The sequence below is a fragment of the Nocardia sp. CC213A genome, assembly GCF_030766805.1.
Taxonomy (GTDB): Bacteria; Actinomycetota; Actinomycetes; order Mycobacteriales; family Mycobacteriaceae; genus Nocardia; species Nocardia otitidiscaviarum.
This window is the reverse complement of record NZ_JASFXA010000004.1, coordinates 494,315-513,452: the sequence shown is the minus strand read 5'-3', so window position 1 is coordinate 513,452 and position 19,138 is coordinate 494,315. Positions and strand designations below refer to the sequence as shown.

Genomic DNA, 19,138 nt, shown 5'->3' with positions numbered 1-19,138 from the left:
GGGGGCGGCGGCATGAGCGGGGGACGGCCGAGGGCCGCCCGGCGATCGGTGGCGGCACCCGAGGGCCCCTTCCTCACCGTCGACGACCTGCACGCCGGATACGGCGCGGCGCGCGTGCTGCACGGGGTCGACTTCGCGGTCCGTCGCGGTGAGGTGTGCGCGGTGCTCGGACCCAACGGCGCGGGTAAGACCACCCTGCTGCGGGCGCTGTGCGGAATGGTGAAGGTGAGCGGCGAGATTCGGCTCGACGGTACCGAGATCACCGGGCGCGCACCGGAATCCGTGGCGCGACTGGGTGTCGCTCACGTACCCGAGGGGCGGGGCACCTTCACGGCCTTGACCGTCGAGGAGAACCTGCGGGTAGGGGCCTACACCCGACGCGACCGCACCCGAGTGGACGGCGACCTGGCCCGCGTCTTCGACTTCTTCCCGGTGCTGCGGGACAAGTTGGCCGAACCCGCGGGCGGCCTGTCCGGCGGCCAGCAGCAGATGCTGGCCATCGGCCGCGCGCTCATGCTGCGGCCCCGGCTGCTGCTGCTCGACGAACCCTCTCTCGGACTCTCGCCCCTGGTCACCCAGGAGCTCTTCCGAATCGTGCACACCATCAACGCCGAGGAGCGCACCACCGTGATAGTCGTCGAACAGAACGCGCACCTGGCGCTGGAGATCGCTCAGCACGCGCATGTGATCGAGGCCGGGCGAATCGTGCTGTCCGGCACCGCCGCCGCCATCCGCGCCGACGACCAGGTCGCGCGGTCCTACCTGGGATACCGGGTGTGATCGTGTCCGGACTGCTGCAACAGCTCATCGAAGGGCTCAGTGCCGGTGCGATCTACGCCGGTCTGGCGCTGGCCATGGTCCTCATCTACCGGTTCACCGGCATCGTCAACTTCGCCCAGGGCGAGCTAGCCATGTTCTCCGCCTTCCTGGCCTGGCAGTTCACCGAGATGGGAATGCCGTTCTGGCAGGCGCTCATCGCCACGCTCGTCGTCTCGTTCCTGGGCGGCATGCTCATCGAGCGGGTGGTGATCCGGCCCGTCGAGGGCGCGCCCGAACTCACCCTCGTGATCGTCACCGTCGGCCTCTACTTCTTCGTCAACGCCGCGGCCGGGTGGATCTGGTCGTACCAGGTGAAGTCCTTCCCGAATCCCTTCCCGGACGGTGCGTTACGTGCGGGGGGAGTGACCGCGGGATACGGCAGCCTCGGCGTGATCGTGGTGGTGGCGCTGGTCATGGCACTGATCTACCTGCTCTTCCGCTACACCAAGATCGGCCTGGCCATGCGGGCGGTGGCGAGCAATCCCGCCTCGGCGCGGCTGTCCGGCATTCGGGTCGGCGTCGTCCTGGCCCTCGGCTGGGGGTTGTCCGCCCTGGTCGGAGCCGTCTCCGGAGTGCTGTCCGCGCCTGTGCTCTTTCTCGAACCCAACATGATGGGAGGGGTTCTCATCTACGCCTTCGCCGCCGCCACCCTGGGTGGCTTCGACAGTCCGGGCGGTGCGGTGGCCGGTGGCCTCATCGTCGGCGTCACCGAAACCCTCACCGGCGCTTACGTGGACGTCATCGGCACCGAACTCAAGATCGGCGTGCCGCTGGTGATCATCCTCGGCGTCCTGCTGCTGCGACCGCAGGGGCTGTTCGGGCGAGCGGTGGTGGAGCGGGTATGAGTGACGAGACCACGGTCCTGACGGAGAAAAGAACGGCCGCAACGCCTTCCGGTACGCAGGGACGCTCCGTTCCCGCTTGGCCGCTGCGCCACCGGCATCCGGTGGCCGCGCTGGCACTGCTGGGCGTGGCCTGCTATGCGCCGTTCCAGCTCGCGCCCTTCCACACCTTCCAGCTGTCCATGGCACTGGTGTACGCCATCGCCCTGCTCGGCCTGAACCTGCTGGTGGGGCAGACCGGGCAGATCTCGCTCGGCCACGGCGCGTTCCTGGCGATCGGCGCGTACACCACCGCCGTGCTGCTGGATCGCTGGGACACACCGCATCTCGCGACCCTGCCGGTGGCCGCCGCGCTGACCTTCGTACTCGGCTACGCGCTCGGCGTGCCCGCGCTGCGGCTGCGCGGGCTCTATCTGGCCCTGGTCACGCTGGCCATCGCCATCTTCCTGGTGCCGCTGCTCAAACGCTTCGAAACGCTGACCGGCGGTTCCATGGGACTCACCGTGGCCAAACCGGAAGCGCCCGCATGGACCGGGCTGGCCGAGGACCAGTGGCTGTACCTGCTGTCCCTCGCGGTCGCGGCGGTGAGCTTCCTGTTCGTCGCCGGGGTGGTGCGCTCGCGAGTCGGGCGGGCGCTCAACGCCATTCGGGATCACGAGACCGCCGCGGAGGTGATGGGTGTGCGCCCCGCGCACTACAAGACCCTCGCCTTCGCCTGGAGCGCCATGTTCGCCGGGATCGCGGGCTGCGTCTACACCTGGGTGATCGCCTTCGTCTCACCCGACTCCTTCGCGACCGGGCTGTCCATCACGCTGCTGGCCGGACTGGTCGTCGGCGGACTGGGCTCGCTCTGGGGGCCGCTGCTGGGCGGACTGTTCGTCATGTACGTCCCCAGCCTCGCCCAGGACGTCAATCAGGCCGCGCCCGGCGTGGTCTTCGGACTGCTGCTCGTCGCGGTCATGTACCTCGCGCCGACCGGATTGGCCGGGCTCGCCGGCCGTGCGGCGCAGTGGATCGGGAATCTCGTTCGGAAAGGGAAAACCAATGCGCACTAAGGTCATTCGCGTCATCGGAGCCGCAGCGGCCGTGCTGCTCGCGGCGAGCGCCTGCGGTGGTCGCGGCGAGGGTGACGGCACCGTCGCCCAGGGCGACTGCAAGGGTCAACAGACGGTCGGCATCACCGACTCGACCATCGAACTGGGCGGGGTCTACCCGCTCTCCGGTCCGGCATCGGCCTACGGGGAGATCCCCAAGGGGGTGCGGGCCTACTTCGACTACCTCAATGCCGAACACGGCGGAATCGACGGCCGCACTGTCGAATACCAGGTGCGCGACGACGGCTACCAGCCACCCAAGACCGTGGAGGAGGTGCGCCGTCTGGTCGAACAGGATCAGGTGTTCGCCATCTTCCAGACCCTCGGCACCCCCACCTCCTCGGCCGTCTGGGACTACCTGAACCAGCGCGAGGTACCGCAGATCTTCGTCGCGGGCGGTGCCACCAAATGGGGCGCGGACACCGAACATCCGTGGACCATCGGCTGGCAGCCCAGCTACCGGGCCGAGGGGCGCGCCTTCGCCGAGTTCGTGCGGCAGGAGAAGCCCGACGCCACCGTCGCCGTGCTGTACCAGAACGACGACTTCGGAAAAGACCTGCGCGACAACTTCGTCGAGGCCATCGGCGGCAGCGGGGTGCGGGTGGTGGCCGAACAGAGCTACGAGGTCACCGATCCCACCGTCGACCCACAGCTGCGCAATCTGGCCAACTCGAAAGCCGATGTGCTGCTCAACTTCTCGACACCCAAGTTCGCCTCCCAAGCCCTGGCCGGGGACGCTCGCAACCCGGATTGGAACCCGCTGCACATCCTGTCCATGGTGGCCAACTCGCTCAGCGTGCTGAAGCCGGTCGGGCTGGAGAACGTGCAGGGCGTGGTGTCCGGTGCCTTCACCAAGGATCCGGCCGATCCGCGGTGGGCCGACGATCCGGCCATCACGCTCTATCGGGAGAAGCTGGCCACCTACGCCCCGGGCGCGGACCCGACCAACACCTACACCCTGATCGGCTGGGCCGCCGCGGACAGCTTCGCCAAGACCTTCGCCTCCGCGAAATGCCCCACCCGCGAAGGACTCAGCGCCGCGGCCAGGTCGCTGTCCGGCGTGCAGATCGACACCCTGCTGCCCGGCATCACCCTCACCACCGGACCCGACGACGCCTTCCCCATGGAGGGCGTGCAGATCCAGCGTTTCGAGAACGACCACTGGACCGCCGTCGGCTCCGTCATCGACACCAGTGAATAGCCCTGTCCCTACGACCCATTCAGTTCCCCACCGGATCAACGAGGATCACCATGAAGTTCCGTAAGACCGTCGTCACCGCCGCACTCGCCACCGTCTCCCTCGGGATCGCCGCGGGCACCGGCAATGCCGCACCCGCGCCCACACCCACCCAGACCGAGGTGCACTACGAGGTCGGCCGCCAAGGCGATGCGGCCGTCCTCACCACCAGCGACGGTGCGCTGCGGACCGTCGGCGACCAACTGGTGCTGACCGCCGCCGACGGCACTCCGGTGGCGGCCGTCCCGCTCACCTACCGCATGAACGACACCGCGTACCCGATCACGGCGCGCATCGACGGCGGCACCGCGGTGCTGACGCCGCAGCGTGACGGCGGCACCCCGGTGGCCGATATCGCCGCCAGCGAGATCGTCACCGCCGACCAGGTCGCCGCGCCTGTCGCGGAATCGCTCACCCCCCGCGACCAGGCGGCGCTGGGCACCCTGGCGCAACGCCTCACCATCGGCAGCGCCATCAGCGCCATCATCGGCGCGGTGGTCGGCGGCGGCATCGGCTGCCTGGTCGGCGGCGCGGCCGGCGCGACCATCGCCAGCCCGGTCATCGCCCTGCTGCTGCCCTTCGTCGGCGCCGCCATCGCCGGCTGCGTCATGGGCGCCGCCACCCTCGGCGCCGTCGGCGGCATGGTCGGCCTGGTCACGGTGGGCGGCCCCCTCGCCCTCTTCTCCGCCTTCCAGTACTTCAGCACCATCCTGTCCCCCTGCCCGCCCGAACTCCCCGCCTGCAAGAACCCGATGACCCCGGCCCCGCCCAAGTAGTCCACGGCGTTCGCCGCCGCCCCTGCGCCGCCGCGACCCGGCTCTCAGGACCGAATGGGAGGATTCGGGTGGATAGAACAGGAGGAACGATGCCCGAGCTACCACCCGAATCCCCGATCTACGAGCAGGCCCACCAGACGATCGGCGGGTATATGCGACAGCAGCGGCTGCTTCAGGGGCTCACGCAGAAACAGGTGGCCGACGCGCTGTTCATGTCCAAGTCCGCATATCAGAAGTATGAGAACGAGGAGCGCAATCCGACGGTGCCGGTCATCCGGCAGTGGTGCGACGCGCTGGACCTGCGCTACGACAAACGCCGCCGGGTGATGTCGATCGTGATGGGGGAGCTGGCGCCCTGGGCCGTGGGATCCCCGGAGGCCATCACCCCCGATGCCCTCGAATTCATCGACTCCATGCCGTACCCGGCGTATCTGCACCGGGTGCCCCAGTACGACGTGCTGGCGGCGAACGCGGCCGCCAACGAGATGTGCCCCTTCCTGGATCCGGCGCTGGGTACGCCGGAGCGACCCATCAATGTGATCGTGCAGATGATGACCGATCCGCGGGCCGAGAAGATCCTGGTCAACTGGGAGCCCATCGTGCACCGGATGATCTATGGGCTGCGCGAGTTCTCGGCCGGTGTGGTGCCCGACACGGAGGTAGCCGCTGTCTATGAAGCGTGCCGGTCGCACCCGCGCTTCGAATACATGTGGAACAACCCGATGGATCCCGCCATCTTCGACGACGATCACGTCGTCATGCTGGATCCTGCGGGCCGCGAGACGAATTGGCGCATGCGCTCGCTCCAGTCCCTGCATCCCTGGTGCGACTACGAGATCTTCCTGCTCACCCCGCGCTCGATGCGGGAGCGGTGAGCAGGCGCACAGTACACGAAATGTGTGCCACCGCCGGCTTGACGTGAGCGGGGTGCGGATCGGAATCTCGATGGGCTGGTGGTGTCCGAAGGGGGGTCACCACCGAGTGCGTGTGTTCACCATGGGATTCGGCGTGCAGGACACTGCCGTCCCGCACGCCGAATCCGTGGTGAACATCAGCAGTTGCGTAGTTCCGGGCTCTGGTTGAGCAGCTGGGCGCGGGTGGAGACGAAGGTGCCGTAGGTGTCGCCGCCCACCGCCGAGAGCGGGAAGGCCGCTACCCGGTGGCAGTTCTGGAAGGCGAGCTTCACGCCGAAGTGGCGCTCGAGACCGCCGCGGATGGCATCGGAGGCCATGGCGCGCAGCAGTTGGCCGCGGGCGGTCTCGTCGGGCGGGGCAATGGTGTTGTCGGCGTATTCGGCCGTGCCGGAGCGCAGCTCCGCGGCCACCCGCTCGACGACCGCGTAGGCGTAGGGCAGCGAATCGCGCACGCATGCGACGAAGTCGGCGTCGCTGACCTCACCGCGCTCGGCGCGTTCCAACAGTGCGGTGGGTACCTCGAGTGACATGGCGCTCTCCTTGGGATGGCGGAAGGTGCCAGCCGATTCTAAATGACAAAGATTGTCAATTTCATTCGAACCGTCGTGAAAGTGTGCTTCGCAGAGCGGTTTTCGCCTCCTCGGACAACTGTCGCACCAGGTCGCCCGCCGGTTGCGCGGTGGTCAGGGTGTGGCTCTGGCCGGCCCAGAGGTTGACCGCGTCGGGATTTCCCTCGGCTCGTGCGGCGGCGCGCAGGGGGCCGGTGGCGTAGTGGATCTCGGGGTAGGCGGCGGGGGCGTCCGGGTGGTCGAGCAGGAAGCGGTTGCGCAGGCCGCGGGCTCGGCGGCCGGTGAAGGCGCGGGTGAGCATGGTGGGGGTGTCGAGGGGGAGGGCGTCGCGGAGCAGGGCCGGGGTGCCGGCCTCCGGGCAGCGCAGGAAGGCGGTGCCCAGTTGGGCGGCGGACGCACCCGCGGTGAGCGCGGCGGCGACGGCCGCGCCGGTCGCGATGCCGCCCGCCGCGATGATCGGCACCCGCACCGCCTCGGTGAGCAGTTGCAGCAGGGCGAGCAGGCCGAGTGGATCGGTGGTGTCGTCCTCCGGTCGGTCCGCGAACGAACCCCGGTGACCGCCCGCCTCGCTGCCCTGTGCGATGAGCGCGTCCGCGCCCGCCGCCACCGCCAGCCGGGCCTCGGCCACCGAGGTGACGGTCACCCACACCTCGGATCCGGCCGCCCGCAGCCGGGCGATCTCGGCGGCCGAGGGGCAGCCGAAGGTGCACGACACCACGGGCACCGGCGCGTCGGTCAGCAGGTCGAGTTTGGCCGCCCAGTCGTCGGTGTCGTAGCGCGGCTCGCCGACCGGGAAGTCGCGGCGCAGTTCCTCGAGATAACGGGTGTAGTCGGCGGTGGGCGTGGGCGCGGCGGGGACGAAGAGATTCATGCCGAACGGCGCGGCGGTGAGCTCCCGGGTGCGCGCGATACGCGCGGCGGTGTCGGCGGCGGAGAGGTAGCCCGCGGCCAGGAAGCCGAGTCCGCCCGCGTTCGACACCGCGGCGGCGAGTTCGGGTGTGGAGGGTCCGCCCGCCATGGGGGCCGACACGATGGGGGTGCGCAGCTCGTCCAGAAGCATGCGCCCAGTGTGCTCCGGATGACCTCGAGGTCACGGCGCGGGCGGTATGTAACAGCACGGGCCGTCCCCTCGATGCGTGTCGTCCGGTTTGCCGGGTGTCCGGGGCGCGGGCGGAAACCGCAGGTAGAAGGCATGTGTCCAGTTGGTTTCCGTCGAGGGGATAGGACTGAGTACCCAAATTTCGGCCAAGCAAGGTTGCGGAATGGTCACGACGGAGTACAGTTTCCGTCACAGCGATGCCGAATCGTTACCGGAAGCATCACCACCCGAACGCTAGGACAAAGCTTTGGCTCAGCACCGAGAGAACTCGAACTCCGTATCAGTTATGGATTTGCTGGGCGAGAACGCGGGCGGCGTTCGGGCCAACCGTCGGCATCGCGCCGAGCCCAGCACGGCCGACCGGGTGAAGGTCGCCGCCGGCGCCGCGGTCGCCGCGGGCGCCCTCATCGGCAGCGCCAGCCAGCTGGTGCCCGCACTCGCCAACGCCGCGCCGCTGTCCGGCAACAATGCCGAGAAGCGTGCCGCCGAGGACACCGATCTGAGCCTCGCCACCCAGACCCTCGAGCAGGCCACCGAGGCCGAGGCCCCCGCTCCGGCGGCCCCCGCGGTGCCCGACGCGCAGGCCGCCCCCATCGCGGGCCAGGCCGCCCCCTTCGGCCTGACCAACCTGCCGCCCGAGATCGCCGCCCCGCTGGCCCAGGCCGAGCAGACCCTCAAGAGCCTGCAGCAGCAGTTCGCCCCGGCCGTCGCGCCGGTGGCCGGTCAGATCAGCTCCGGTTTCGGCAGCCGCTGGGGCGCCATGCACTACGGCGTCGACTTCGCCGACGCGCTGGGCGCGCCGATCAAATCCGTCATGAGTGGCACCGTCGTCGAGGCTGGTCCGGCCTCCGGCTTCGGCCTGTGGGTGCGCATCCTGCAGGACGACGGCACCACCGCCGTCTACGGCCACGTCAACGACATGCTGGTGCACGAGGGCCAGCGTGTGAACGCGGGCGACGTCATCGCCACCGTCGGCAATCGCGGTCAGTCCACCGGCCCGCATCTGCACCTGGAGATCTGGGATGCCGCGGGCAACAAGATGGATCCGCTGCCGTGGTTGGCCAGCAAGGGCGTCGTCATGCAGCAGCAGTGGGGCCCGGGCCTGTAGATCGTCAGGCGCCCGTGCCGGGACGGTTTCCGGACCGACGCGTCCCGGTGGGTGCGGTGACGACCTTGGATGAACTATTCGACCCGACCACGCTGCCGGGCCGCGCGTACGCCGCGCTGGTCCAGCACCCGCGGTCCACACTGACCGAAGTCGCGGCACGACTGGGCGCCCCGCCCCGCGTGACCGAGGCAGCGCTGGAAGCCCTCTGCCACATTCAGGCGGCGGTACGCATCGTCGATCACGACGGCAGCGTCCGCTGGGACGCCCATGCGCCGGAAGCTCTTTCGGAGGCCGAATCGCGTCGCCGCCATCACGACACGCAACGCATGCAGGCCGCCGCCGCACGGCTGGGCGAGACCTTCCGCTCGGTGCGCCGTGCCACCGACACCAACGGCGCGATCGTCGCGGTGTACGAAAGACGGCAGCTGCTGGCCGACTTCGAGGATCTGCAGCACACCGCGCACACCCAGGTGAAGACGATCGAACGCGGCCCCTACCTCTCCGACGTGGAGACCGAGGAGCGGCTCTTCGAGCTCAAGACCGCGCGGCTGTCCCAGGGCATCGGCTACCGAACCCTGTACCAGGACACCATCTACCAGGATCCGGAACGGCTGCGGCACGTGCTGGCCACCAATGCCGCCGGGGCGCAGGCGCGCACGCTGCCCGATCCGCCGATGAAGCTGATCGTCGCCGACGACCGGCGCGCCATCCTGGTGCTGCACACCGACGAGCGCCGCGGCGACCCCATGGGCCTGCGCATCAGCGTCTCCCCGACGCTGGACCTGCTGGTGAAGACCTTCGACGTGCTGTGGGCCATGTCCACGCCCATCTCGGTGAACCCGCAGGAGTCCCTGGACGAGCGTGATCGCGCCATCCTCACGCTCATGAGCCTGGGGGCCACCGACGACACCATCGCGCGGCGACTGGGCCTGTCCCGCCGCACCGTGGTGCGGCGGACCGCGAGCCTGCTGGAACGGCTCGGAGCCAGCACCCGCTTCCAGGCGGGCGTGCAGGCCACCCGGCGGGGTTGGCTCTGACCGACACTCTCTGTGGTGTATGTCACTGCGTTGACGGAACCGTGCAACACCTGCGCCCCCTCGTACCGATGGGTATAGGGAGCTCGGGCGGTCTCGGCCGCATCGCTTCCCCCATATAGGATTGCTCGGACCGCAGGCCCAGGCGACGACACCGGATCGACGCCGTGGGCGCGGGCCGGATTCGCTATTCGGTCGCGCGGACCTGATGAATTGCGAGAGGTGAACTAGCTCGAATGGATACTGTCCGCCGTTCCGCACGTGGTAGCCGTCGCCGCCGGTCGGGCAGCCCGCTGTTCGCCCAACTGCTGACGGCCGCGGTCGAGTCCGCCGCCGACGCGGTGGCCATCCGGTTCAATCCGACCGGAGCTCCGGCCGATACCCGTGAACTCACCTACCGTGAGCTGGACGAAGCCTCCTCCAAGCTGGCCCGCGAACTCATCGCGCGCGGTGTCGGGCCCGGCGACGTGGTGGCCATCGGCATCGCCCGGTCCATCGAGTCGGTGCTGTCGGTGTGGGCGGTCGCCAAGACCGGCGCGGCGTACGTGCCCGTCGATCCGAGCTACCCGCCCGAACGCATCGAGTACCTGCTGACCGATTCCGGCGCGGTGCTGGGGCTGACCACCTCCGCGCATCGCGCGGCCCTGGGCACCACCGTGTACTGGGTGGAGCTGGACGATCCGGTGCGCGCGGAGCGCATCGACGCCCATCCGGCGCACCCCATCTCCTATGCCGACCGGGTGCGCCCGCTCACCGAGCAGCATCCGGCCTACGTCATCTACACCTCGGGTTCCACCGGCCGCCCCAAGGGCGTGGTGGTCACCCACACCGGTCTGGCCGGTCTGGTGGCCGCCGAGCGCGAACACTATGCGGTGACCGGGGATTCGCGCGTGCTGCACGTGTGCTCCCCGAACTTCGACGTGTCGGTGCTGGAGCTGCTGCTCACCTTCTCCTCCGGCGCGACGCTGGTGGTGTCCCCGCCCCGCGTCTTCGGCGGTGACGATCTCGCCGAACTGCTGCGCCGCGAACGTGTTTCGCACATGCTCATCACCCCGGCCGCGCTGGAGTCGGTCGACCCGACCGGACTCGACGAGTTGCGGGTCGTGGTGGTGGCCGGTGACAAGTTCGGTCCCGAGCTGGTCGCGCGCTGGGCGGTCGAGGGCCGCTCCTTCTACAACGGCTACGGCCCCACCGAGGCCACCATCCTGGCCACCAGCACCGCGGCCATGGTGCCCGGCGAGCCCATCACCATCGGCCCGGCCATCGCCGGGGTGGGCGCGTTCGTGCTGGACACCCGGCTGCGGCCGGTGCCCGCGGGCGTGACCGGGGAACTGTACCTGTCGGGTCCGGCACTGGCGCAGGGCTATCTGGCCCGGCCGGGCCTGACCGCGGAACGCTTCGTGGCCAGTCCGTTCGGCGCGGACACCGGGCATCCGGGAGCGCGGCTGTACCGCACCGGCGATCTGGTGCGCCGCCGCGAGGACGGCGTCATCGAATACCTGGGCCGCTCCGACTTCCAGGTCAAGATCCGCGGTCTGCGCATCGAACTCGGCGAGATCGACAATGCCCTGACCACGCATCCCGACATCGACTTCGCGGTCACCATGGGCAAGACGCTGCCCTCGGGCGCGACCGCGCTGGTCGCCTACGTGCTGGCCAAGCCGGGCCGGGCCGCCGATCCGGCCGCGCTGAGCGAGCACGTCGGACGCGGCCTGCCCGCGCACATGGTGCCCTCGGCCATCGTGGTGCTCGACCACCTGCCGCTCACCCCGAACGGCAAGCTGGACCGGGATGCCTTGCCGGAGCCGGTATTCGAGACCACCACCACCCGTGCCCCGTCCGGCCCGGTGGAGGAGAAGATCGCGGAGCTGTTCGCGGAACTGCTGCGGGTGTCCGAGATCGGCGCGGACGATTCGTTCTTCGCCATCGGCGGCGATTCGATCCTGTCCATCCAGCTGGTGTCGCGGGCCCGCGCGGCGGGCATCGTGTTCACCCCGCAGGACGTCTTCGAGCAGCGCACCGTGGCCGCGCTGGCCAAGGTCGCCATTGTCGGCGACGGCGGTGCGCCGGTCACCCTGGAGGAGCTGCCCGGCGGCGGCGTGGGCACCATCGCGTTGACCCCGGTGCTGGCCGACTATCTCGAAGACGGTGTGTACAACCGGTTCTCGCAGAGCATGGTGCTGTCGCTGCCGGAGGACATCGACCGTGCGGCCTTGACCGAAACCCTCGACCACGTACTGACCCACCACGACATCCTGCGGGCGCGACTGGTCCACGGGGACGGGCGATTCCAGCTCGAGGTGCCCGAAGCCGGTGCCGTATCGGCCGATTCGCTGCTCGCCGAGGGTGACGTCCCGGCCGGAGCCACCGGCGAGGAGCTGGCCCGGATCGGCAGCGCCGCCATGGACGCCACCCTGGACGCACTGGACCCGGCGGCCGGTCGCATGCTGGCCTGCACCTGGCTGCACCGCCCGGACGCCGCGGACGTGCTGCTGATCGCCGCGCACCACTTCGTCATCGACGGCGTCTCGTGGCGCATCCTCATCTCCGATCTGGTCGCGGCCTGGATGCAGCGCGCCGCCGGGCAGCGGCCGACGCTGCCCGCCGTGGGCACCTCCTTCCGGCGCTGGGCGCACGGGCTGCACGAGGTGGCCGGCTCGGCGGAGCGTCGGGCCGAGCTGCCGTACTGGCGGCAGGTGCTCGCCACCCCGGACCCGCTGCTGGGCGCGCGCGAACTCGATTCCGCCGTGGACACTTTCGCCACCGTGCGGCGGTTCTCCGTGCAGGTGCCCGCCGATATCACCGAAGCCCTGCTCACCGAGGTTCCGGCGCTGTACCGCGGCGGCGTGAACGACGGCCTGCTGGCCGCGCTCGCTCTGGCCGTGCGCGGCTGGCGCGCCCGCCGCGGCATCGAATCCCCGGTCACCCGGGTGCGTTTGGAGGGCCACGGCCGCGAGGAGAGCGTGCTGCCGGGCGCGGACATCACGCGCACCGTCGGCTGGTTCACCACCGTCTATCCGGTCGCGCTCGACCTGTCGGGCATCGACACCGCCGCCGCGCTCGAGGGCGGCTCGGTCACCGCCGCCGCGCTGCGGTCGGTGAAGGAACAGCTGATCGCCGTGCCCGACAAGGGCATCGGCTTCGGCCTGCTGCGTTACCTCGACCCGGAATCCGCCGCGGAGCTAAACGGGCGGCTGGCGCAGATCGGCTTCAACTACCTGGGCCGCGTCTCCGCCAGCGAGGTGCCCGAGGGCATGGCCGACGCCGCGTGGCTGCCCACCGACGCGCTGGGCGAGCTGAGCGTCGACCAGGATCCGACCATGCCCGCGGGCATGGTGGTGGATCTCAACGCCATCGTCACCGACGGCGAGGACGGCCCGCGCATGTCGGTGTCGGTCCAGTACGCCGCCGAGATTCTGGACGAGGCGGCCGTGCGGGAACTGGCCGAGGACTGGGTGCGCGCGCTCACCGCCGTCGCCCGCCACGTGCAGGATCCCGCCGCCGGTGGTCTGACGCCCTCGGATGTGCCACTGGTGCGGGTGTCCCAGGTCGAACTCGACGGCTGGCGCGCGGCGTATCCGGGGCTCTCGGATGTGCTGCCGCTGTCGCCGCTGGGCGCGGGCCTGCTCTTCCACACCCAGCTCACCCAGGGCGCGGCCGACGACTACGTCACCCAGTTCGCCCTGGAACTGGCCGGTCAGGTCGATCTCGAACGGCTGCACCGGGCGTCGCAGGCCATCCTGGACCGCCACGCCGGACTGCGCGCGGCCTTCGTGACCGCCGCCGACGGCACCCCGGTGCAGGTCGTGGTGGACGCCCTCGAGGTGCCGTGGCGGTTGCTGGACGTAGCCGACGAGGACATTCCGGCGCTGCTCGAGGAAGACCAGCGCACCCGTTTCGATCCGGCCGCCGCACCGCTCATGCGCTTCACGGTGTACCGCACCGGCACCGGCCGCATCCACTTCGTGCTGACCACGCACCATCTGCTCTTCGACGGCTGGTCGCTGCCGCTGCTCATGAAGGATCTGCTGGTCCTCTATGCGACGCACGGTGATTCGTCGCCGCTGCCGCCGGTGCGGCCCTACCGCGACTACCTGGCGTGGCTGGCGCGGCAGGATAGCGCGGCGACCCTGGACACGTGGCGCGACACCCTGGCCGGTGCGCAGCCCACCGCCGTCTCCGCCGTGCTGGAACGCCCTGAACAGGCGGAGATCGGTTACGGCGAAATCGAATTCGAATTCTCCGAGGCCGAGACGCAGGCCGTGACCGCGTTCGCCGCCGATGCCGAGGTGACCGTCAATACGGTCGTGCAGGCCGCCTGGGCGCTGGTGCTGGCCACGCTCACCGATCGTGAGGATGTGGTCTTCGGCGCGGTCGTCTCCGGTCGTCCGCCGCAGCTGGACGGCGTGGACGACATGATCGGCCTGTTCGTCAACACCATTCCGGTGCGGGTGCGCTTCGACGCCGAGCAGTCCGTGCGGGACCTGTTGACCGCGGTGCAGTCCGAGCAGGCGGGCCTGCTCGAACACCACTACCTGGGCCTGGCCGAGATCCAGAGCGCGGCCGGTACCGGTGCGGCGTTCGATTCGCTGGTGGCCTACGAGTCCTATCCGGTGGACGCCGAGGGCCTGCAGGCCGCCGGTGGCTCCATCGACGGCCTCGAGGTCGCGGGCGTGAAGTCGGTGACCTTCACCCACTACCCGGTGACCGTGGTGGTGGAATCCGGTGCGTGCCTGCGCTTCAAGATCTGGCACCGCCGCGACACCGTCGGCGACCCGGCGGCCCGGGCGCTGGCCGACCTGCTGCGCATGCTCATCGGCCGCTTCGTCGGCGCACCGCAGGAGGCGCTCGCGGCGCGGGCGGACTGGTGGCGCGCGGGCGCGGTGCCCGGCCAGCTGGAACTGCCCGCCGACCGGCCGCGTCCGGCGACGCCCACGCGCCGCGGCGGGGAGCTGCGCTTCGACATCTCCGCCGACGTCGCCGCCGCACTCGCGGAGCTGGCGCGGCAGACGGATTCGACCCTGTTCACGGTCGTGCACGCCGCCTTCGCGGTGCTGTTGGCGCGGCTGTCCGGCGGCACCCGGGAGATCGCGGTCGGCGCGGTGTCCCCGGAACTCGGTGCGGTGCACCCGGGTTCGGCCGCGGTCGTGCTGCGTACCGAGATCGACCCAGGCATCGCCTTCGCCGACCTGCTCGAGGCGGTGACCCGCGCCGACGCCGAGGTGTTCGGCCGCGCGGGCGGCGGCTCCGAGCGGCTGGCCGATGTGCTCGACGTGATTCGTTCGGCCGCCGGGCATCCGCCGTTCCAGGTGCTGCTCACCGCCGGGCAGACCGGGCGCGGCGAGCGCACCGCGCTGGTCGACCTCCAGTTGGATGTCACCGAGCGGACCGACACCCAGGGCATGGCGCTGACCTACACCTATGCCGTGGATCTGTTCGACCCGGCGACCGTACTGGACTTCGCCGATCGGCTCGGCCGCATTCTCGCGGCCGTGGCCGCCGACGCCCGCGCCGTGGTCGGCGATATCGCCGTCTACGCGCCGGGGGAGCGCGAACTCGTCCTGCACGAATGGAATACGCCCGGCGTGCCGGTGCCGGACGTGACCCTGGTGGACCTCATCACCGCGCAGGCCGCCGGTCGCCCCGACGCCCCGGCCGTCCGCTACGGCGACACCACGCTGACCTTCGACGAGCTGTTGCGCCGCGCCAATGTGGTGGCGCGGGCCCTCATCGCCTACGGCGCCGGCCCGGAAACGCTGGTGGCGGTCGCCGTTCCGCGCACCGAGGAGCTGCCCGTGGCGCTGCTCGCGGTGCTCATCTCCGGTGCGGGCTACCTGCCCGTCGACACCGCCTACCCGACGCAGCGGCTGGAATTCATGCTGGCCGATTCCCAGCCCGCCTGTGTGCTGACCACGACCGATGAGCGGGAGTCGGTGCCCGCCGGGGACTTCCCGGTGGTGCTGCTCGACGAGGTGGCGAGCTTCTCCGACGCGCCCGTCACCGACGCCGAACGGCGCGCCCCGCTGCGCGCCGATCACCTGGCGTACGTGATCTACACCTCCGGATCCACCGGCGTGCCCAAGGGGGTGGGCGTGGCGCACCGCAATGTGGTGGAGCTGTTCGCGAACACCCAGGCGCACTTCGAATTCGACGAGAACGACGTGTGGACGCTGTTCCACTCCTTCGCCTTCGACTTCTCGGTGTGGGAGCTGTGGTGCGCGCTGGCCAACGGCGGCGCGGTGGTGGTGGTCGATCACCTGACCTCGCGATCGCCGGAACAGTTCCGCGAGTTGCTGATTCGCGAGCGGGTGACGGTGCTCAACCAGACACCGTCGGCGTTCTACCAGCTGGCCGAGGCCGACCGCGCCGCCGCGGCGCAGAGCGGCGACTACGCGCTGCGCTATGTCGTGTTCGGCGGTGAGGCACTGGATCTGCGGCAACTGCGACGCTGGTACGACCGACACGCGCCGGACGCGCCGACGCTGGTGAACATGTACGGCATCACCGAGACCACCGTGCACGTGTCGTTCCTGGCCCTGGACGAGGAATTGGCGCAGCAGCCGAGCAGCATCATCGGCCGGGCGCTGCCCGGCCTGGGCGCGCGCGTACTCGACCAGCGCCTGCACCCGGCTCCGGTCGGCGTGGCGGGCGAGATCTACGTGGACGGCGCACAGCTCTCACGCGGCTACCTGGGGCGTCCGGGCCTGACCGCGGCACGGTTCGTGGCCAACCCCTACGGCCCGCCCGGCTCGCGCATGTACCGCGCCGGTGACGTCGGCCGCTGGGCCGGATTCGGCGGCGAGGCCAACCTCGAGTACGCGGGCCGCAGCGACCAGCAGGTGCAGCTGCGCGGCTTCCGCATCGAACTCGGCGAGATCGAATCGGCGCTGCTGCGGGTTCCGGGCATCAGCCAGACCGTGGTGCTGGTGCGCGACGACAACGGCGTCGACCAACTCGTCGGCTATGTGGTGCCCGAAGGCGATACCGCGCTCGACCCGGCCGAGATCAAGGCCGCGCTGGGCGAATTCCTTACCGCCTACATGGTTCCCGACGCCATCGTGGCCCTGGACGTACTGCCGCTCACTCCGAACGGCAAGCTGGACCGCAAGGCGCTGCCCGCACCGGAATTCGGCGGCTCCGTCGAGTACCGGGCCCCGCGCACCGAGTCCGAACGCGTGGTGGCGGCCGAATTCGCCGCCCTGCTGGGTGCTACCGAGGTCGGCGTGGACGACGACTTCTTCGCCCTCGGCGGCAATTCGCTGCTGGCCACCCGCGCGGTGGCGCGCATCAACGAGGCGTTGGGCGCGAATCTCGCCGTGCGGGAGCTGTTCGAGGCGTCCAGCGTCGCCGCGCTGGCCGCCCGGGTGGTGACCGGCACCGCCGAGAACCGACCGCCGCTGGTGCGCGCCGAGCGTCCCGCGCGGGTGCCGCTGTCGCTGGCGCAGCAGCGCATGTGGGTGATCAACCAGCTCGATCCGGATTCGCCCGCCTACAACATCCCACTGGCGCTGCGGCTTTCGGGCACGCTCGACATCGAGGCACTGCGCCTGGCGGTGCTGGACGTGCTGGAGCGGCACGAATCGCTGCGCACCCGCTATCCCGTGGACGCCGACGGCATCGCCTACCAGGACATCGTGTCCGTCGCGGAGGCGCTGCCGGGCGGACTGACCGTGGAGCCGCTGGGCAATGCGCTGCACCGCATGACCGAGGTGCTGTCCGCCGGATTCGACGTCACCGCACAGGTTCCCATCCGGGCGCTGCTGTGCACCGACGGCGACACCGGAACCGACCACTACTTCGTGGTCGTGGTGCACCACATCACCGCGGACGGCGCGTCGCTGCCGCCGCTGGCCCGCGATCTGGTGACCGCGTACGTGTCGCGCTGCCAGGGCAATCCGCCCGCCTGGTCGCCACTTCCGGTGCAGTATGCCGACTTCGCGCTCTGGCAGCACGAGGTCATCGGCACCGACGACGACGAGAACTCGGTCGCCGCGGGGCAGTTGGCCTTCTGGCGGGATCGGCTCGACGGCGCGGTCGGCACCCTCGACCTGCCGCTGGACCGTCCGCGACCCGCGGTGCGCACCCTGCAGGGCGGGGCCACCACCTTCACGGTGCCCGCCGAGGTGCACGAGGGGTTGGCGCGGATCGCCCGCGAGCACAACGCCTCGCTGTTCATGGTGGTGCACGCCGCGCTGGCGGTGCTGCTGTCGCGGCTGTCCGGCAGCGGCGACGTCACCATCGGCACGCCCATCGCGGGTCGCGGTGAGCGGGTGCTCGACGATGTGGTCGGCATGTTCGTCAACACCCTGGCGCTGCGCACCGCGGTGGACTCGGCGGCGAGTTTCGACGAGCTGGTCGACAAGGCGCGGGAGACCGACCTCGCCGCCTACGGCAATGCCGACATCCCCTTCGAGCGCGTGGTCGAGGTGGTCGCGCCCGACCGGGCCAACGCCCAGGACCCGCTGTTCCAGGTGGTGCTGTCGTTCCAGAACACCGACCGACCCGACCTCGAACTGCCGGGCCTGTCCATCAGCGCGCTCGACACCGGCGCGGTGTCGGCCAAGTTCGACCTCCAGGTCACCATCGACCCACGACAGTGGGAGGACGGCGCGGTCGGCGAACTCGCCGGAGCCCTCACCTACGCCTCGGACATCTTCGACGAGTCCACCATCCACACCTTCGGTGAGCGCCTGCAGCGCGTGCTGGCGGCCGTGGCCGCCGACCCGCGCCAACGCGTGGGAGCCATCGAATTCGGTGGCGTACAGCAGCGTTCGCACAGCGCGGCTGCCGGGTTCTCCGACGCCGCGCCCGCGGTCACCCGCGGCACCCAGCTGCCGTTGCTGCTGACCGCCGCCGTGGAGGACGACCCGGACGGTCCGGCCCTGGTCTGGGGCGAGGACGCCCTGACCTACGCCGAACTCGACGCCCGCTCCTCGCGGCTGGCGCGGGTGCTCATCGGCCGCGGCTGCGGTCCGGGCACCGGTGTCGCGCTGCGCCTGGACCGCGGTGTCGACGCCGTGGTCGCCACCTGGGCGGTCCTCAAGTCCGGTGCGGCCGTGGTCCCGGTCGCCGCCGCCGCTGCCGAGCTGCCCACCGACCTGGTGGTCAAGGTCGGCCTCACCGCGAGCGCCGAGAACTCCGGCAACGGCGTGGACTGGCTGGTCCTGGCCGACCCCACCCTGGTCGCGGAGATCGCGGCGGCCTCACCCCGCCCGGTCACCTACGCCAACCGCGCCCGTGCCCTGCAGGGCGGCGACCTCGCCTTCGCGCACGCCGACCGGGGACTGAGCTACGACGAGCTCGCGGAACTGGTGAACCGGGTCAGCGGCCACACCGAGCTGACCTTCGAGTCGCGAACCTTCCGGTTCGGCCGCGCCGATGCGCTGGCCGCCGTGGTCGAGGTGCTCGCCGCCGGCGCCAGCGGTGCGTCCGTGGTCGTCACCGCGGTGCCGCCGCACGGCGCGCTGGCCGAGGTGCTGGCCGACGAATGGGTATCGCATCTGTTCACCGACGGCGCGGGGCTCGCCGAGCTCGGTGGTGAACCATTGGAGGACCTGGGCGCCGTCGTCGTTTACGACGGGGCGGACCTGGACGCGGCGCGGCGCATTCCCTGGCTGCCCGCGGTCGTGCCGCTGGACTGAGTGCA

General features: G+C 70.5%; 11 protein-coding genes. 9 read left to right on the top strand and 2 right to left on the bottom strand.

Features of this window, described 5'->3' with window-relative positions:
• Positions 1 to 12 precede the first annotated feature (12 nt).
• The 6 genes from QJS31_RS10680 to QJS31_RS10655 all read left to right on the top strand — a co-directional run bounded on the left by QJS31_RS10680 (position 13) and on the right by QJS31_RS10655 (position 5,643).
• Positions 13 to 780, top strand: a complete 768-nt coding sequence (locus QJS31_RS10680) for an ABC transporter ATP-binding protein (RefSeq protein WP_306356558.1) — start codon at positions 13 to 15, stop codon at positions 778 to 780.
• On the top strand, positions 777 to 1,664 hold the full coding sequence (locus tag QJS31_RS10675; protein ID WP_282782512.1) for a branched-chain amino acid ABC transporter permease: 888 nt from the start codon (positions 777 to 779) through the stop codon (positions 1,662 to 1,664). Before QJS31_RS10680 ends, QJS31_RS10675 begins: the two co-directional genes overlap by 4 nt.
• A complete protein-coding gene (locus QJS31_RS10670) occupies positions 1,661 to 2,716 on the top strand; it encodes a branched-chain amino acid ABC transporter permease (RefSeq protein ID WP_306356557.1) in 1,056 nt (351 codons plus the stop codon). The genes QJS31_RS10675 and QJS31_RS10670 overlap by 4 nt, the downstream gene beginning before the upstream one ends.
• On the top strand, positions 2,706 to 3,956 hold the full coding sequence (locus QJS31_RS10665) for an ABC transporter substrate-binding protein (RefSeq protein ID WP_306356556.1): 1,251 nt from the start codon (positions 2,706 to 2,708) through the stop codon (positions 3,954 to 3,956). Before QJS31_RS10670 ends, QJS31_RS10665 begins: the two co-directional genes overlap by 11 nt.
• A gap of 50 nt (positions 3,957 to 4,006) precedes the next feature.
• Complete coding sequence (locus QJS31_RS10660) at positions 4,007 to 4,768, top strand: hypothetical protein (RefSeq protein ID WP_306356555.1); 762 nt, start codon at positions 4,007 to 4,009, stop codon at positions 4,766 to 4,768.
• Between the two features lie 89 nt (positions 4,769 to 4,857).
• Entirely contained in the window at positions 4,858 to 5,643 is a 786-nt protein-coding gene (locus tag QJS31_RS10655) for a helix-turn-helix domain-containing protein (RefSeq protein WP_282786520.1), read from the top strand.
• Between the two features lie 176 nt (positions 5,644 to 5,819).
• Here the strand turns inward: QJS31_RS10655 and QJS31_RS10650 are convergent, their stop codons facing one another.
• Positions 5,820 to 6,212, bottom strand: a complete 393-nt coding sequence (locus QJS31_RS10650; protein ID WP_039817336.1) for an SCO5389 family protein — start codon at positions 6,210 to 6,212, stop codon at positions 5,820 to 5,822.
• 61 nt (positions 6,213 to 6,273) lie between these two features.
• Positions 6,274 to 7,311 carry a nitronate monooxygenase family protein gene (locus QJS31_RS10645; protein ID WP_306356554.1) on the bottom strand — a complete coding sequence of 346 codons (1,038 nt, stop codon included), beginning with the start codon at positions 7,309 to 7,311 and terminating at the stop codon, positions 6,274 to 6,276.
• A 325-nt stretch (positions 7,312 to 7,636) separates the two neighbouring features.
• Here QJS31_RS10645 and QJS31_RS10640 point away from each other — a divergent pair, with 325 nt between their 5' ends.
• The 3 genes from QJS31_RS10640 to QJS31_RS10630 all read left to right on the top strand — a co-directional run bounded on the left by QJS31_RS10640 (position 7,637) and on the right by QJS31_RS10630 (position 19,133).
• Positions 7,637 to 8,458: a M23 family metallopeptidase gene (locus QJS31_RS10640; RefSeq protein ID WP_306356553.1), complete on the top strand. Its 822-nt coding sequence runs from the start codon at positions 7,637 to 7,639 to the stop codon at positions 8,456 to 8,458.
• A gap of 56 nt (positions 8,459 to 8,514) precedes the next feature.
• The gene (locus QJS31_RS10635) at positions 8,515 to 9,495 is read left to right on the top strand and encodes a helix-turn-helix transcriptional regulator (protein ID WP_195145073.1); all 981 of its coding nucleotides are present in this window, start codon (positions 8,515 to 8,517) and stop codon (positions 9,493 to 9,495) included.
• A gap of 233 nt (positions 9,496 to 9,728) precedes the next feature.
• Positions 9,729 to 19,133 (top strand): non-ribosomal peptide synthetase, encoded by a 9,405-nt coding sequence (locus QJS31_RS10630; protein ID WP_306356552.1) that lies wholly within the window; start codon positions 9,729 to 9,731, stop codon positions 19,131 to 19,133.
• The last annotated feature ends 5 nt before the right edge of the window (positions 19,134 to 19,138 follow it).